The 15,408-nt window shown below is 34.7% G+C and carries 19 protein-coding genes; all 19 read left to right on the forward strand.

All coding sequences use genetic code 11. The annotated features are described in order from the left end of the window. The first annotated feature begins 8 nt into the window (after positions 1-8). Entirely contained in the window at positions 9-1,406 is a 1,398-nt protein-coding gene (gene nrfD, locus RA0C_RS07010) for an NrfD/PsrC family molybdoenzyme membrane anchor subunit (RefSeq protein WP_004916117.1), read from the forward strand. After that, complete coding sequence (locus RA0C_RS07015) at positions 1,393-1,914, forward strand: DUF3341 domain-containing protein (RefSeq protein WP_004916120.1); 522 nt, start codon at positions 1,393-1,395, stop codon at positions 1,912-1,914. The genes nrfD and RA0C_RS07015 overlap by 14 nt, the downstream gene beginning before the upstream one ends. Then, the gene (locus RA0C_RS07020; RefSeq protein ID WP_004916122.1) at positions 1,907-2,593 is read left to right on the forward strand and encodes a c-type cytochrome; all 687 of its coding nucleotides are present in this window, start codon (positions 1,907-1,909) and stop codon (positions 2,591-2,593) included. The genes RA0C_RS07015 and RA0C_RS07020 overlap by 8 nt, the downstream gene beginning before the upstream one ends. A 14-nt stretch (positions 2,594-2,607) precedes the next feature. Next, positions 2,608-3,939 carry a hypothetical protein gene (locus RA0C_RS07025; RefSeq protein ID WP_004916124.1) on the forward strand — a complete coding sequence of 444 codons (1,332 nt, stop codon included), beginning with the start codon at positions 2,608-2,610 and terminating at the stop codon, positions 3,937-3,939. Positions 3,940-4,024: 85 nt separating this feature from the next. After that, on the forward strand, positions 4,025-5,197 hold the full coding sequence (locus RA0C_RS07030; protein ID WP_004916126.1) for an NTF2-like N-terminal transpeptidase domain-containing protein: 1,173 nt from the start codon (positions 4,025-4,027) through the stop codon (positions 5,195-5,197). Between the two features lie 5 nt (positions 5,198-5,202). Continuing rightward, complete coding sequence (locus RA0C_RS07035) at positions 5,203-5,739, forward strand: adenine phosphoribosyltransferase (RefSeq protein WP_004916128.1); 537 nt, start codon at positions 5,203-5,205, stop codon at positions 5,737-5,739. A gap of 66 nt (positions 5,740-5,805) precedes the next feature. Next, complete coding sequence (locus RA0C_RS07040; protein WP_013447022.1) at positions 5,806-6,519, forward strand: YfgM family protein; 714 nt, start codon at positions 5,806-5,808, stop codon at positions 6,517-6,519. Between the two features lie 29 nt (positions 6,520-6,548). Continuing rightward, positions 6,549-7,034 (forward strand): 6,7-dimethyl-8-ribityllumazine synthase, encoded by a 486-nt coding sequence (gene ribH / locus RA0C_RS07045; RefSeq protein ID WP_004916130.1) that lies wholly within the window; start codon positions 6,549-6,551, stop codon positions 7,032-7,034. A 17-nt stretch (positions 7,035-7,051) separates the two neighbouring features. Continuing rightward, positions 7,052-7,906: a KPN_02809 family neutral zinc metallopeptidase gene (ypfJ, locus tag RA0C_RS07050; protein ID WP_004916133.1), complete on the forward strand. Its 855-nt coding sequence runs from the start codon at positions 7,052-7,054 to the stop codon at positions 7,904-7,906. A gap of 86 nt (positions 7,907-7,992) precedes the next feature. Then, positions 7,993-8,322 carry a hypothetical protein gene (locus RA0C_RS07055; RefSeq protein WP_013447023.1) on the forward strand — a complete coding sequence of 110 codons (330 nt, stop codon included), beginning with the start codon at positions 7,993-7,995 and terminating at the stop codon, positions 8,320-8,322. A gap of 121 nt (positions 8,323-8,443) precedes the next feature. Then, complete coding sequence (locus tag RA0C_RS07060; protein WP_004916136.1) at positions 8,444-9,538, forward strand: acyltransferase family protein; 1,095 nt, start codon at positions 8,444-8,446, stop codon at positions 9,536-9,538. Between the two features lie 55 nt (positions 9,539-9,593). Beyond that, positions 9,594-10,238, forward strand: a complete 645-nt coding sequence (locus RA0C_RS07065; protein WP_004916137.1) for a DUF4271 domain-containing protein — start codon at positions 9,594-9,596, stop codon at positions 10,236-10,238. 22 nt (positions 10,239-10,260) lie between these two features. After that, positions 10,261-11,004 carry a uroporphyrinogen-III synthase gene (locus RA0C_RS07070; protein ID WP_013447024.1) on the forward strand — a complete coding sequence of 248 codons (744 nt, stop codon included), beginning with the start codon at positions 10,261-10,263 and terminating at the stop codon, positions 11,002-11,004. 91 nt (positions 11,005-11,095) lie between these two features. Continuing rightward, positions 11,096-13,144 carry a S9 family peptidase gene (locus tag RA0C_RS07075; RefSeq protein ID WP_013447025.1) on the forward strand — a complete coding sequence of 683 codons (2,049 nt, stop codon included), beginning with the start codon at positions 11,096-11,098 and terminating at the stop codon, positions 13,142-13,144. Between the two features lie 271 nt (positions 13,145-13,415). Further along, positions 13,416-13,652 carry a 50S ribosomal protein L28 gene (gene rpmB / locus RA0C_RS07080; protein WP_004916140.1) on the forward strand — a complete coding sequence of 79 codons (237 nt, stop codon included), beginning with the start codon at positions 13,416-13,418 and terminating at the stop codon, positions 13,650-13,652. A gap of 10 nt (positions 13,653-13,662) precedes the next feature. Next, positions 13,663-13,845 (forward strand): 50S ribosomal protein L33, encoded by a 183-nt coding sequence (rpmG, locus tag RA0C_RS07085; RefSeq protein WP_004916141.1) that lies wholly within the window; start codon positions 13,663-13,665, stop codon positions 13,843-13,845. Positions 13,846-13,867: 22 nt separating this feature from the next. Then, positions 13,868-14,017, forward strand: a complete 150-nt coding sequence (locus RA0C_RS10310) for a DUF4295 family protein (RefSeq protein ID WP_004916142.1) — start codon at positions 13,868-13,870, stop codon at positions 14,015-14,017. Between the two features lie 100 nt (positions 14,018-14,117). Beyond that, complete coding sequence (gene ftsY, locus RA0C_RS07090; protein WP_004916143.1) at positions 14,118-15,074, forward strand: signal recognition particle-docking protein FtsY; 957 nt, start codon at positions 14,118-14,120, stop codon at positions 15,072-15,074. Between the two features lie 40 nt (positions 15,075-15,114). Beyond that, complete coding sequence (locus tag RA0C_RS07095) at positions 15,115-15,369, forward strand: GlsB/YeaQ/YmgE family stress response membrane protein (RefSeq protein ID WP_004916144.1); 255 nt, start codon at positions 15,115-15,117, stop codon at positions 15,367-15,369. The last annotated feature ends 39 nt before the right edge of the window (positions 15,370-15,408 follow it).

Genomic DNA, 15,408 nt, shown 5'->3' on the forward strand with positions numbered 1-15,408 from the left:
GGTAAAAAATGTCAGGACATTACGAAGCTCCAATTAGGGAACCTTTAATTATAGGGCATAAGACTTATCACGATATTACAGAAGATATCGTAAAGCCTATAGAAGAAAGAGCAGGTAAGTTATGGTGGGCGTCTTTATACGCAGCCTTAGTGTTATTCATTTATGGATTTGGCTGTATAGCTTATACCATTGGTACTGGTATCGGTGCTTGGGGACTCAATAGAACTATCAACTGGGGTTGGGATATTACCAACTTCGTATGGTGGGTAGGTATCGGGCACGCAGGTACACTTATATCAGCTGTACTCTTACTATTTAGACAAAGATGGAGAATGTCTGTGAACCGTTCCGCTGAAGCGATGACTATCTTTGCGGTAGTTCAGGCAGCTATTTTCCCAGTGATACATATGGGTAGAGTTTGGGTTGGTTATTGGGTGTTCCCGTTACCTAACCAGTTTGGTTCTCTTTGGACAAACTTTAACTCTCCTTTACTTTGGGACGTATTTGCTATCTCTACTTATTTCTCTGTATCGGTGGTATTCTGGTTTATGGGACTTATTCCTGACTTTGCAATGATTAGAGATAGAGCTAAAACACCATTTACTAAGAAGATATATACAATATTAGCTTTTGGTTGGGGTGGTAAGGCTAAGCACTGGCAAAGATTTGAAGAACTATCACTTGTGTTAGCAGGTTTGGCAACACCTTTGGTATTCTCGGTACACACTACGGTATCTTTTGACTTTGCTACTTCGGTAATTAAGGGTTGGCACTCTACTATTTATCCTCCTTACTTCGTGGCAGGAGCTATCTTCTCAGGGTTTGCAATGGTACAAACTCTATTATTAGTAGCTAGAAAAGTATGCCACTTAGAGGAGTACATTACAATGTACCACATTGAGATAATGAACATCGTTATCATTGTTACAGGTGGTATGGTAACTGTGGCTTATGCAGCAGAGTATTTCATCGCTTGGTATTCTGGAAGTCGTTACGAAGACTTTGCATACTTAACGCCAGGTGCAGCTACAGGACCTTATTGGTGGGCGTTCTGGGCACTAATTATATGTAACTTAGTGATTCCTGCATTATTCTGGTTCAAGAGAGTAAGAACTAATATTTTTGCAACATTCATTATTGCATTAGTAATTAACATAGGTATGTGGTTTGAGCGTTTTGATATCATTGTTATTAACCTTTCTAGAGACTATCTACCTGGTTCTTGGACAATGTTTAAACCAACCATTATCGATGTAGGCGTTTATTTAGGAACTATCGGATTCTTCTCTGTATTGTTCTTATTATACGCTAGAACATTCCCTGTAATTGCACAGGCTGAATTGAAGAGTATTTTGAAAATTTCAGGTGAAACTTATAAAGCAAAAGAAGGAGATGAGCACCACTAAAAGAATATACGGACTTTACGGCGATGATGATGATTTAATGCACGGCGTAAAGGCTTTCAGAGAAAGAGGTATTGAAATAGAGGAGGTTTATACCCCTTTTCCAGTACACGGTTTAGATAAGGCACTAGGTTTAAAGAAAACTAGAATTTCAGATGCCGCATTCATCTACGCAGTTTATGGTGTGATGATAGGAGCTCTTACAACATGGTATACCATGAACCATGATTGGCCTCAAAACATAGGTGGTAAGCCAGCTTTTGACTGGGCTCATAATATGCCAGCTTTTGTGGTGCCAATGTTTGAGTTAATGGTGTTTTGTTCGGCTCACTTGATGTCTCTTACTTTCTTATTTAGAAATAAGATGTACCCAGGAGCTAAACCACAAAACCCAGATCCAAGAACTACAGATGATAAGTTTATGATGGAGTTTGTGTCTTCTGATGTAGAGACTATTAAACAACTTCTTATAGACACAGGAGTAGAAGAAATAACTGTAAAAGATGCTTAAAATGAAGAAAAATATTTTTAAATTATCAGGTATCTTTGGTGTGTTAGCAATAGTTTTGAATTCTTGCGGACCTAAAGAAAATCCACCATTGGTGTATTTCCCAGATATGTATTTTCCAGTGGCTTATGATCCGCTAATGAAAGCAGCAGATCCTTATTCTAAGCATGAGAATGAAATTCCTGCTTTTGTTAAGAATAATGGTGCTACGGCTTTAACAACAGTAGAGGGAACTGTATCTCAGAATCCAGAAGGTTTAGCAGAAAGTACTCCTGGGGCTGCGATGACGGCAGATGAGTATAATGCAGGATATGATGCATCAAAAGCAATAGTAGAGTCTCCTCTAAATCCAGCAAATAAAGCTAAAGATTTAGCAAGAGGAAAGCATTTATATGAAATAACTTGTGCTGCTTGTCATGGTACAGCTGGAGATGGACAAGGATCAATAGTTCAATCTGGAGCTTATTTGGGAGTGCCTAAGTATTCTGATAGACAAATTACAGTAGGATCTGTTCACTATGTATTAACTTATGGTAGAAATGCTATGGGGTCTTATGCAGGGCAGCTAAAGCCAGGTGATAGATGGAGAGTTTCTATGTATGTAATGGATGCGTTTAAAGGAGCAGCATTGCCTGCACCTGTAACAGCATCTGCAGATCAAACAAAAAACAATACTAAATAATAAAACTAAAGAAAATGTATAGTTTTTCACCAAAATTAAGATTATATTCTATCGTATTCATCATTTTGGGATTGGTGCTTTTCGGTGCAGGGTATTTTATGAATCATGGAATAGATGATGCTAAAATAGAGCATATGATGGAAGCAGTACATGCTTCAGGACACCATAATCCTACTCATTCTAGTGAACTTGTAGGTCCTCAGGATCATGCGGCTCATTTGGAACACGCAAAAATGCAAGTGCACAATCAGCCTTTAGCAGCTATTCACTCTGTGGCGGTTTTCTTCTTCGGACTTAGTTGCTGTGTAATGTTTTTCTACTCAGTTCAGCATGCGGCTCATGCAGGGTGGTCTATTATCATTACTAGAGTAATGGAGGCTATTGGAGCTTACATTCCTTACGGTGGAGCGATTCTTATCATTATAATGATTTTAAATGTAACTCATAATGGGCATCTTTTCCATTGGATGGATCCTGAACTTACTGATCCAAACAGCCCTCATTTCGATGTTATTTTATACGAAAAGAAGAAGTTTTTAAATATTCCTTTCTATGTTGTAAGAAATATTGCATATGTACTTGGAGCTTCTTTCTTCGCTTGGAAACTTAGATCTATGTCTAAGAAAGTAGATGAAACTAAATCTTTGAGAGATTACCAAATGCTTTATAGATGGAGTGTGGGGTATATTGCTTTCTTTGGATTTGCTTCTGCACTATGGGCATGGGATTGGTTGATGTCTATAGACCCTCACTGGTACTCTACTATGTATATTTGGTATTCTATGGTGAGTTGTTTAGCAAGTGCTATAGCTGCTATTATCCTTGTGAGTGTTTATCTTAAGAAAAATGGTTTCTTACCTCAGTTTAATGATAATCATTTGCATGATTTAGGTAAGTATCTTTTCGCTACGAGTATGCTATGGACTTATACTTGGTTTGCACAGTTTATGCTTTATTGGTATGCAAACGTACCTGAAGAAGTAAACTATTTCTTTGGAAGATTTGAGTACTATGCACCAACTTTCTTACCAATGTTAATCCTTAACTTCTTAATACCTCTATTAGTAATGGTAAGTAGTAGTATTAAGAGAAACTATAAGGTGGTAACTACTATGGCAGTGATTGTAATTATTGGGCACATTGTAGATTACTTCAATATGGTAATGCCAGGAACTGTAGGTCCTCACTGGAATAACTTTACAGTTCTATTGCTAGTTTTAGGTTCTGTTTTGTTTGTAGTAGGTTTATTCGTATTCGTAACTATGACACAACTTTCTAAAATGAAGCTTATTCCTAAAGGAAACCCATACCTACATGAATCTGAAATTTATGAATATCCTTTCTAATTAGGAAAAGACTATAAAATAAAATTAAAATCCCGATGTATTTGTCGGGATTTTATTATTTTTGTGAAGATATAAATATTAAATAATGAATAGATTAAAACTACTACCAATACTTTTCTTGCTCTTCTTTATAGGTTGTAAAAAAGATCAGGTAGATGGTAGTAATATAAGAGCATTTCAATCGAGTATCAATGATATGTCTTCGTCTTTAACTACGCTTGAGCAAGTCAAGTTTAATGAAGCTCTTTACATTCTCAAAACATTTGGAGTAGAAGCAGATGGAGATATACAAGAGTTGAATGCGTTGTCAAAATTACTTGATGGTAAAAAGGTACCTGAAATTTTAGCTATGGCTAATGAAGTAGCAGCCAAAAATGAACTAGAATGGTCTAGTACTTCTCCACCATCTTTAGGAAAGATGAATATCTTCCAAAGTCAAGAGCCTACTATGATAGACCCTAATGATGTTAAGGCTTCGTCTATTAGCTTACAGATAAACCCTGTTTCTGTTGATAGTGTATTAGGTGCTAGAGCTTTACAAGTTGTTCCGAGATTGATAGATACAAGGGGGAATTTAGTAGACTTTTCTAATGCAGGATTAGAGACAACATTGGAGGTTTACAGTAATGATTTAAAGCTGTTAATATCTAAAAGACTGATGACGGATAATAATTTTAAAGGATTTTATGTAAATCTAGCGTCTATCCCTCAAGAAAAAGTAACAGACGGAGTAATCGATATTAAGGTAACTGTAAGAACGGCACAGAAGTTTTTACAAATGACAAGACGAGGAATGTCTGTAAATACCAAAGCATTAAAGCAACCTATTACTGTTGATGAAGCTGTACCTACCGAAAGTGGAGATGGAGAAATAAAAGAACAAGATGCGGGAACAGTTCAACCAAAAGAAAATACTCCAAAAGTTAAAACAGACCCTAAGTCTACAGTTAGCAAGTTTTTAAACAACATAGGGAGTAATAATTTAAAGGCTGCTTATGAGATTTCTTCAAATCCAAAGTGGGGTTCTTACGACCAGTTTTCTAATCCAACATCTGGTTTTGGCTCTGTGAAAAACATTTCTGTAAAAAACATTTCAACTCAGTCTAGTTCTGATAATTCTGCAACAGTAAATGCAAGTTATAATGTAACGGATAATAATGGCAACACTTCTGCATTAGATGTTACCTATACGCTTAAATCAGACGGAAATAGTTGGAAAATTACAAACTATAAAATTAATTCTACACAAAAACAATAGTGCTAATGGCAACTCAAGAACTCATTAAAAAATTAGAAAAAACCATTGATAATATCCCAAACTTCCCTAAAGAAGGGATACAGTTTAAGGATATCACACCTATTTTCCTTAATCCAGAACTTTACGAAGAGGTCATAGATGATTTGGTGGCGTTTAGTAAAGGTAAGGTAGATGTAGTCTGTGGTATAGAAAGCAGAGGCTTCCTTTTTGGAATAGCTGTGGCGGTAAAGTTAGGAGTTCCTTTTGTGTTAATTCGTAAGAAAGGTAAACTTCCGCCTCCGTTTATTTCTCAAAAATACGATTTGGAGTACGGCTCATCAGAGATAGAAATGAAAGAGGGGCAATTAAAAGCTGGTGATAGAGTTCTAATTCACGATGACCTTTTAGCAACAGGCGGAACTACTGAAGCTGCAGCAAAACTAGTGGAGAAACAAGGAGCAAAAGCAGCACAGTTTAGTTTCTTAATTGGGCTTAAGGCTCTTGGAGGAGAGGCGAAATTAAAGAAATTCAATTCAGAAATTTATCAGTTATTAGAATACTAAAGCACGGATTAAGTTTTGTGTATCAGAAAAGAAAAAACTAAATTTGCGGACTAAATAATAATCAAAATGTCAGGAAAATACAATAAATTAAGTGAAGAGCAGATAAAAGAAGGAAAAGAAACTGTAGAGATATTTCAGGAGCTAGATCAAACTGCACTAAAATCTGAAAAATTTTTAGAGAAGTATTCTAAATACTTGGTTGGTGTATTTGCATTGGTGTTAGTATCTATATTGGGATATTTTGCTTATCAACAATTTATAGTAGCTCCTAAAAATGAGGAGGCTACAAAAGGATATTTAGCAGCACAGAAAAACCTATCGGAGGGGAATAACGAGCTTGCATTAGGAGGTAAATCTGCGGCTAACCCAGGTTTTCTAGGAACATACCAAGAGTTTTCAGGTACTAAGGCAGGAAAACTTTCAGCATATAATGCAGGTCTTCTTAAATTTAAAGAAGGGAAATATCAAGAAGCTTACGATTTGTTAGATGCATTCAAGTCAGATAATAAAATATTGATGGCACTAAAATACGGTGCTATGGGTGATTGTCTGTCTAGCCTTAATAAAGCTGATGATGCTATGGCACAGTATGATAAAGCATCATCTACATCTGATGACCCATTCACATCTTATTACTTCACAAGAAAAGCAGGTTTGGTAGCAATTTCTCTAAAGAAAAATGCTGATGCTAAAAAATATTTTGAAGCTATTGATGAGAAATATCAAGACTATGATGGTGGTGCTTCAGATGCTTATATAGAAATGGTAAAATATTACTAAATTTACATCATAACTCTAAAATAAAAAATATGGCAACTATTAATCTTTCTGATTATAAGCCACTCGATATTAAAAATGCCGATGAGTTCAACATCGGCATTGTTGTCTCTGAGTGGAACGATTTTGTAACTTTCAATCTTCGAGATGCAGCTATAGAAACACTACTCAAAGAAGGTGTGAAGAAAGACAAAATAAAAATTTACTATGTACCAGGTGCTTTTGAACTTAGCTATGCTGCTATGAGACTTTGTGCTAAGCAACGCTACTTTGATGCTGTTATAACCATAGGGTGCGTTATCAGAGGAGAAACCCCCCATTTTGATTATGTTTGCCAAGGTGTTACACAAGGCATTACAGCATGTAATACACAAACAGACACCCCAACAATATTCTGTGTGCTTACAGATGATACCAAAGAACAATCTATAGCACGAAGTGGAGGGAGTTTGGGTAACAAAGGTGTAGAGGCTGCTGTTACAGCTCTAAAAATGGTAGATTTTAAGAAAAATATTTAATCTAGATTAGTACTAAAATGAGATGGACTAATAATAGAGGGGATAATGTAGAAGACCGAAGAGGAAGAGGAGGGATGGTTGTAGGCGGTGGTCTAGGCATAGGAACCTTAATCATAGCTGCTATTGTGTTTTTTCTAGGTGGCGACCCTTCTTCAATTATAGGAAGCGGTGGTCTGGGAAGTACTCAACAAACAGAGCAGAGAGAGTTAACCCAAGAGGAATTACACGTAAGAGAGTTTATTGAGATGTTAATTTTTGAAAATGATACTACTTGGCAGAAAATTTTTTCGGAAAATGGTATGCAATATCGGAAGCCTAAAGTTGTGCTTTTTGAAAGCGTAACACAATCAGGGTGCGGGACAGCACAGTCTGAAATGGGACCTTTCTACTGTCCAGCTGATGAAACTATCTATATGGATATGAGTTTTTTCTCAGAGCTTCAGAGTAGATTTGGTGCTAAGGTTACCGAATTTTCTGTAGCCTATGTTTTGGCACATGAGGTAGGGCATCATGTACAGACCATTTTAGGAACTACTGAAAAAGTAAATTCACTTAGAGCTAGTGGAAAGTATTCGGAAGCAGAGATGAATAGAGTATCTGTGGCTACAGAGCTTCAAGCTGATTTCTATGCAGGGCTTTGGGCAAAAAAAACAGATGAAAGAGAAGGTATTTTAACGCCAGGAGATATAGAAAGTGCAATTAGTGCTGCTGAAGCTGTGGGTGACGATAATATTCAAAAAAGAGGACAGGGGTATGTTAATCAGGAAAGCTTTACTCATGGTAGTTCTGCTCAAAGGAAAGAATGGTTTATGAAGGGGTATGAGACTGGCGATATTCGTCAAGGAAATACCTTTGGTGTTTTGCTAAAGTAATTTTATGAAAACATTAACTAAATTTTAGTATTGTTTGGGTAAAGTGGGTCTGGTTTTTGATACTATACCAAGCAAATAATATTAAAATGAAAAAAATACTTATCGCAATGTCATTCGTACTAGGATTGAGTACAGCTTACTCTCAACAAGTACAAGGTTCAGTAACATCTAAAGCTCAAGAAAAAGTTATAAAAAAGGAGCAAAAGATGCAAAGCCAGAAAAAAGATTTCAAAAAGGAATATTCTGAGTCTGCTGAAAAAGGTAAAGAAGGAAAGGAGGCTTTTGAAAAAGGAGAATATAAAGGGAAGTTAAAAGCAGATGGCACGCCAGATAGACGCTACAAGGAAAACCGTAAACTTAAAAAAGACGGCACACCAGATAAGCGTTTTAAAAATAGAAAAAATGACAAAGAATAGGTAGTTATATCTTTAAACTAGTAAAGTTCGGTTGTGAAACAACCGAACTTTTTTGTGTGCATATATTTCATTCCTATATTTTAAGACGTATCTTTGAGGTGTTATAATTAAATGCTGGAAAATGAAAAGAGATTTATATATTGATTTTGCAAAAGGCTTAGCAACTTTATCCATTATCTTTATCCATACCACTTTTTGGAGCGGTCAGTATTATATTCCTACGGAACTTAGAGTATTGTCATTGTTATTTGATGTTCCTATTTTCTTTGCACTTAGTGGTCTTACCTCTGGCGGAAATGTAGAAAAAACACTTTATAGATTATTGAAACTCCAGATAACCTATATGATTTTTGTAACACTATTGTTTTTTGTAGATTATTTCTTTAAAGTTTTTGGGCTTTACTTTTTTGGTTTAGAGAGTTTGAAAAGTTTTTATGCTACTTTTGGAAGCAAGTTTGTACCACAATCCATAGCTTATTTTCCTCAATGGGAGAATTTAGGGAATTGGTATTTACATCAATATTCTACTTGTGATACTTTTCCAGTGGTGATGGGTAGTTTTTGGTATCTTAAAGTCTATTATATTTTAACGGTATTTGGGGTACTAATACTCAGGTTTTTCCAGCAACATATCAATTGGTTTATAGCCTTATGTTTTGGTTTAACTTTATTGTTTAATATTTTCCCACATTATTATCCAACGGGTCAGGTGGGATATGTTTCTTTTTATCTTGGTGTATTTTTGGTGGCTCATAAAATGAAAGGTAAGAGGATAAAGAATAATTATATTCCGCTGTTGTATGGAGCTTTGTCTCTGTTTTTAGTATGGATGTTTTGGTTCTATGGAACGGATATTTTTTATAAAATAAATAAACAAAAATTTCCTCCAAGAATACCGTATATTGTATGGTCGTTCCTTTCTTTGATAACAGTATTTGTACTTTATAACAGGCTTAAAATCACTAAGGATAATTTTATAAACTATATTGGTAAGAATGCCATTTTTTATTATTTTGCACAAGGTATTAGTTCATCGTTGGTTTATTTTATGGTAGTTCCTTTGCAGGATAATATCCATTGGGGTGTTTTAATTTTAATGGTTTATTTGGTTAATGTGGTTTCGGCTATATTTATTGCAGAGCTGCTTAAAAAGATAGATGCTTTAGGTTGGAATACTTTAACTTGGTTGAGAAGAAAGACGGCAAGTGCTGGTTAGATAAAATTTACTTTTGTAGAAATCTAATAAAGAGTATTTTTGCAAAAAAATAATCTTGATAAGAATTGTAGAAAATAAAGATTGGATTATATACTCTCTTTTAGGAGTTGGGTTTTTGTATGTAGTGATGTTTCGTGTTCTTTTAAGGGATATAAGTTTAATTAAATTTTTTACTCTTAAAGAAGAATTTGCTAATAATACCATTCAGTCTTGGGTTGTAACTAGTGTGGGGTTTATTATTTTAGCGGCTGTAGCGTTATCTAATATTCTTCCTATAAACCCACGCTTATTTGCTGAATATCTTAATGTTTTTGGGTATACTCCTAATAAGGTAGGCAGTATTATTTTAGCATTAGTTTTTCTGTTTTTTTTTAGAACCGTATCTACCTATTTCTTTCTAGCAAGTATAGGCGAAGTGGAGAGATGGAAGAGTTTTTATTTTTTAGCTACAAAATTCTTTTTAGGGTATAGTTTAGCTCTAATAGTATTGGTACTCGCTCAGAATTATTTTCCCATAGAAACAGAATGGATGATATATATGTATGCCGTCTTTTTCTGTATGTCTTTTATTTTTAAAAACTTGGTCTATTTGTTTCATCATAAGACCATCTTGCCAGATGAATGGTATTATAAAATTTTGTATATTTGCACGCTCCAAATTTTACCTTTTTTGGTAGTTGGGAAATTTTTATTCTTTTAATCAATTTTTCAGGATTTTAAAAATGTCAAAAATTAAATCTATTCTAATATCTCAGCCTCAACCTGCGGAATCATCTCCTTATTTAGAACTTGCGAAAAAGGAAAAAATAGAAATAGATTTTCGTCCATTTATTTATGTTCAGGGGGCGGATGCTAAGGATTTGAGAACACAAAAAATAGACCTTTCTAAGTATACAGGAATTATTTTTACTAGTAGAAACGCAATAGATCACTACTTTCGTTTAGCTGAGGAGATGCGTTTTTCGGTGCCAGATTCTATGCGATACATTTGCCAGTCAGAGGCTATCGCCAATTATTTGCAAAAGCACATTGTTTACAGAAAAAGAAAAATTAGTTTTGGTGAAAAATTACCCACTGATATAATCCCTTTGCTTAAGAAATATCCATCAGAGAAGTATCTTTTACCCTCTTCTGATATTCTTAATGATGGGATAACCAAAGTTTTAGACGAGTCTGGAGTAGATTGGACTAGGGCTATTATGTATCGTACCGTTAATAGCGATTTGTCTGATATAAATATCAATGGCTATGATGTTCTAGTGTTTTTTAGCCCACAAGGGATAAAGTCTTTGGTAGAAAACTTTAAAGATTATAAAAAATCTAAATTTAAAGTAGCTGTTTTTGGTAATTCTACTAAAGCAGAAGCGGAAAAAGCTGGGCTAACAGTAGATATTGTGGCGCCTACCAAAGAAAATCCGTCTATGACAATGGCATTAGAAAACTTCATCAAAAAAGCCAATAAGTAGAAAGTAAAATAACATATTAACCCATTATAAAAGGTCATCATCTTTCAATATAACGAAATGAAGATGACCTTTTTAGTAAAAATAAAAAAAGATGCAACCACCTAAAGCAATACAAAAACCACAGAAGTTGGTTATTCATAATGATGAAAGGATAGACCCTTACCTTTGGTTAAACCAAAGAGACGCTCCAGAGGTTTTAGAATATCTTGAGCAAGAAAATGCTTATACAGAATTTATATTAAAGGACACTGAAGATTTTCAAAAAGAGCTTTTTGAGGAAATGAAAGCGAGGTATAAAGAAGATGATGCCTCGTTGCCGTATTTTTTTAATGAGTATTGGTATATTGTGAAATTTGAAAAAGGGAAAGATTATCCACTCTTTTTCAGAAAGTACCAAACTCTAGAAGAGGAGGAAGAACTTTTGCTAGATGCTAATCAACTAGCGGAAGGTAAGAAGTTTTTAGATGTGGGAAGTATGGCGGTGAGTCCTAATAACAAATTAGCCACTTATTCTACAGACGAAACAGGAAGGCGTATTTATAGTATTTTCATTAAAAATTTAGAAACAGGGGGTGTCTCCAACGAAGTTATAGAAAACACCACAGGTAAAGTTGTTTGGGCTAATGATAACGAGCATTTTTTCTATATCAGAAAAGATAAAAGTCTCAGGGCATATCAGATTTTTAGACATAAACTAGGAACTTCTCCTAGCGAAGATGTCTTGGTTTTCCACGAAAAAGATACTTCATTTGATGTCAATTTATTTAAAACTAAATCTTTAGAATATATATTTATTGCGAGTTCTAGTACGGTTTCAGATGAGCATCGTTTTATTCCAGCTGATGATGTGTCTGCACCATGGCAAATTGTTCAAACTAGAGAAGAAGGCTTAGAGTATGCGGTAGAGCATTATCAAAATCATTTTTATATCATTACTAATGAGGGAGGAGCAACTAATTTTAAATTAGTGAAAACACCAGTGGCTACACCACAGAAAGAAAACTGGCAAACAATAATTCCTCACAGGGAAGATACTTTATTAGAAGGCTTTGAAATTTTTAAAGATTACCTCGTGGTGGAAGAGCGTAGAGAAGGTTTGCTTCAAATTAGTATCAGGCATTGGGAAACGAATGAACAATACTATCTTCCGTTTCAAGAGGAAACCTATACAGCATATATTGGATTGAATTTGGACTTTAATTCTACAAAATTAAGATATGGATATTCATCTCTTGTTCAGCCATCTGCCACTTTTGAATTCGATATGAATAGTCAAACCCAGATACTTCTTAAAGAACAAGAAGTTTTGGGAGGTAAATTTTCAAAAGAAAATTATACTTCGGAGAGGTTATGGGCGTCTTCAAGAGATGGTGTTACACAAATACCTATATCTTTAGTTTACAGAAAAGATACGGTGCTTTCTCAGGATACACCATTATTACTTTATGGTTACGGAAGTTATGGTCATACCATAGATGCTTCATTTTCTAGAGGGAGATTGTCATTACTAGATAGAGGTTTTGTTTTTGCTATTGCACATATTAGAGGAGGAGAATATTTAGGTAGAGAATGGTACGAAAAAGGAAAGTTACTTCACAAAAAAAATACCTTTTATGATTTTATAGACTGTGCCAAATTTCTAATTGAGAAAAACTACACTTCTTCAAAACATCTTTACGCTATAGGAGGTAGTGCAGGAGGACTATTAGTAGGGGCTGTTATTAACGAAGAACCTAGCCTTTTTAATGGAGCGGTTGCGCAAGTTCCGTTTGTAGACGTGGTTACCACGATGCTAGACGAAGAAATTCCTTTAACAACAGGTGAGTTTGACGAATGGGGAAATCCTAAAGAAGAGCAATATTACCATTATATGAAGTCTTACTCTCCATATGATAATATTAAGGAGCAAAGTTATCCTCACTTACTAGTAACTACAGGATACCACGATAGTCAAGTGCAGTATTGGGAACCAGCAAAATGGGTAGCAAAGCTACGAGATATGAAAAAAGATCAAAATTTTTTGGTTTTTAAAACTGATTTTTCTTCAGGACACGGAGGGGCTAGTGGTCGATTTGAATCACTAAAGGAAGATGCTTTAGAGTATGCTTTTTTAATGAAGTTAGAAAAACTGAGTAAATAAATATAGATAAATAATAAAAAACCTTCGGAATATGCTATCTGAAGGTTATTAGTGTGTATAATATCATTTTGTTGTACTAAACTTACTGAAAACTTTGGTTTAGAATGTGTGTTTAATATAGCATTTTTCGTGCCAAAAAAAACAGATGATGAGTAAAATTTAATGAAAGTGCTGGTTTTGAGAATTAATTTAGAAAAATATTTGGCTATGTCAAAAAAACTTCTTTATTTTGCACTCTCAAATATTTAGTAGTAAAAAAGAACATCGAGATATGTCAAGAATTTGCCAAATAACAGGAAAGCGTGCAATGGTAGGAAACCATGTTTCTCACGCTAATAACAAAACGAAGCGTCGTTTTGAGATTAACTTATTAGAGAAGAAGTTTTACCTTCCTGAGCAAGAGAAACATATTACACTTAAAGTTTCTGCTCACGGATTGAGAGTAATTAACAAGATTGGAATTGAGGAGGCTGTAGAAAGAGCAACTCGTAACGGATTTATCAAATAATTAAGAAATCATGGCAAAAAAAGGGAATAGAGTCCAAGTGATTTTGGAATGTACAGAGCATAAAGAAAGTGGTGTTGCTGGAATGAGCAGATACATCACGACTAAGAATAAGAAGAATACAACGGAAAGATTAGAGCTTAAAAAGTATAATCCTGTTCTTAAAAAGTATACACTTCATAAAGAAATCAAGTAATCATCTTTAAAGATATTTTACAATGGCAAAAAAAGTAGTAGCAACCCTACAAACATCTTCTAAGAAGATGACAAAAGTAGTGAAAATGGTAAAGTCTCCTAAAACTGGGGCTTATGTTTTCGAAGAGAAAGTAATGAATGCAGATGATGTAGATGCTTATTTAAAAAAATAAGTATTACTCGTTCTAGTATAAGAAATATAAAAGCTATCCAAATAATTTATTTGGGTAGTTTTTTTATATATTTGTTTCTGTTAATCGTACACAAAAATATATGAGTTGGTTTAAAAAAATATTCAAAAAAGAAGAGAAGGAAACTTTAGATAGAGGGTTAGAAAAGTCAAGTCAAGGCTTTTTTGAAAAAATATCCAAAGCAGTCATAGGGAAAAGTAAGGTAGATGATGAAGTTTTAGATGATTTGGAAGAGGTTCTTATTGCATCAGATGTAGGGGCTCAGACAACTATCAAGATTATCGAACGAATTGAAGATAGAGTTGCTAGGGATAAGTATGTTGGTGTAGATGAACTACATAAGCTTCTTAAAGAAGAAATTACAGCATTGCTTTTAGAAAATCCTCATGCTGATACGGGGAATATAGATGAGGCTAAAAAACCTTACGTAATAATGGTGGTGGGAGTCAATGGAGTAGGTAAAACAACTACGATAGGTAAATTAGCACATCAGTTTAAAACACAGGGTAAAAAAGTGGTGCTAGGAGCAGCAGATACTTTTAGAGCGGCGGCGGTGGACCAGCTGGTGATATGGAGTGAGCGAGTAGGTGTACCTATTGTAAAGCAAAATATGGGTTCTGACCCTGCTTCTGTTGCCTTTGATACAGTGCAATCTGCAGTAGCTCAAAATGCAGATGTAGTACTTATAGATACAGCTGGGAGGCTTCATAATAAAGTAAATCTAATGAATGAATTGTCTAAGATAAAAAGAGTAATGCAGAAAGTAATTCCTGATGCTCCACATGAGGTTTTATTGGTATTAGACGGTTCTACAGGGCAAAATGCATTTGAACAAGCTAAGCAATTTACTGCTGCAACAGAAGTTAATGCTCTTGCGGTTACAAAATTAGATGGTACAGCAAAAGGAGGTGTGGTTATTGGTATTTCTGATCAATTTCAAGTTCCTGTAAAATATATAGGGGTAGGAGAGAAGATGGAAGACTTGCAGTTATTTAATGGCACGGAGTTTGTTGACTCTCTCTTCAAGAAAAAGAGTTGATACTCAGAAAATAAATACTAAATCTTAAAACTATTAAATTATGGGAATTTTATCTTGGCTATTATTTGGTCTTATTGCAGGTGCTATTGCTAAAGCTATTCATCCTGGGAAGGATCCTGGAGGATGGTTAGTAACTATTGTTATAGGTATTTTGGGAAGTATGGTAGGAGGCTGGTTGGGCTCTATGTTGTTTAACATAGATGTTACAGGCTTTAATCTCAAAAGTTTCTTTGTAGCGGTAGGAGGAGCGTTAATTTTACTGGTACTTTATTCAAAAGTAATCGCAAAAAAGTAGAAACATTAATTTGAATACGGTTATATACTGGCATTTCTG

It is taken from the genome of Riemerella anatipestifer ATCC 11845 = DSM 15868, from assembly GCF_000252855.1.
Taxonomy (GTDB): domain Bacteria; phylum Bacteroidota; class Bacteroidia; order Flavobacteriales; family Weeksellaceae; genus Riemerella; species Riemerella anatipestifera.

Bases quoted from the DNA above. Each gene is read 5' to 3' on its own strand.
- RA0C_RS07055 (WP_013447023.1), top strand. From the start codon at position 7,993: ATGAAAAAAATACTTATCGCAATGTCATTCGTACTAGGATTGAGTACA.
- RA0C_RS07095 (WP_004916144.1), top strand. From the start codon at position 15,115: ATGGGAATTTTATCTTGGCTATTATTTGGTCTTATTGCAGGTGCTATT.
- RA0C_RS07070 (WP_013447024.1), top strand. From the start codon at position 10,261: ATGTCAAAAATTAAATCTATTCTAATATCTCAGCCTCAACCTGCGGAA.
- rpmG (WP_004916141.1), top strand. From the start codon at position 13,663: ATGGCAAAAAAAGGGAATAGAGTCCAAGTGATTTTGGAATGTACAGAG.
- RA0C_RS07015 (WP_004916120.1), top strand. From the start codon at position 1,393: ATGAGCACCACTAAAAGAATATACGGACTTTACGGCGATGATGATGAT.
- nrfD (WP_004916117.1), top strand. From the start codon at position 9: ATGTCAGGACATTACGAAGCTCCAATTAGGGAACCTTTAATTATAGGG.
- ypfJ (WP_004916133.1), top strand. From the start codon at position 7,052: ATGAGATGGACTAATAATAGAGGGGATAATGTAGAAGACCGAAGAGGA.
- RA0C_RS07030 (WP_004916126.1), top strand. From the start codon at position 4,025: ATGAATAGATTAAAACTACTACCAATACTTTTCTTGCTCTTCTTTATA.
- RA0C_RS07025 (WP_004916124.1), top strand. From the start codon at position 2,608: ATGTATAGTTTTTCACCAAAATTAAGATTATATTCTATCGTATTCATC.
- ribH (WP_004916130.1), top strand. From the start codon at position 6,549: ATGGCAACTATTAATCTTTCTGATTATAAGCCACTCGATATTAAAAAT.
- rpmB (WP_004916140.1), top strand. From the start codon at position 13,416: ATGTCAAGAATTTGCCAAATAACAGGAAAGCGTGCAATGGTAGGAAAC.
- RA0C_RS07060 (WP_004916136.1), top strand. From the start codon at position 8,444: ATGAAAAGAGATTTATATATTGATTTTGCAAAAGGCTTAGCAACTTTA.
- RA0C_RS07035 (WP_004916128.1), top strand. From the start codon at position 5,203: ATGGCAACTCAAGAACTCATTAAAAAATTAGAAAAAACCATTGATAAT.
- RA0C_RS07075 (WP_013447025.1), top strand. From the start codon at position 11,096: ATGCAACCACCTAAAGCAATACAAAAACCACAGAAGTTGGTTATTCAT.
- ftsY (WP_004916143.1), top strand. From the start codon at position 14,118: ATGAGTTGGTTTAAAAAAATATTCAAAAAAGAAGAGAAGGAAACTTTA.
- RA0C_RS07020 (WP_004916122.1), top strand. From the start codon at position 1,907: ATGCTTAAAATGAAGAAAAATATTTTTAAATTATCAGGTATCTTTGGT.
- RA0C_RS07040 (WP_013447022.1), top strand. From the start codon at position 5,806: ATGTCAGGAAAATACAATAAATTAAGTGAAGAGCAGATAAAAGAAGGA.
- RA0C_RS10310 (WP_004916142.1), top strand. From the start codon at position 13,868: ATGGCAAAAAAAGTAGTAGCAACCCTACAAACATCTTCTAAGAAGATG.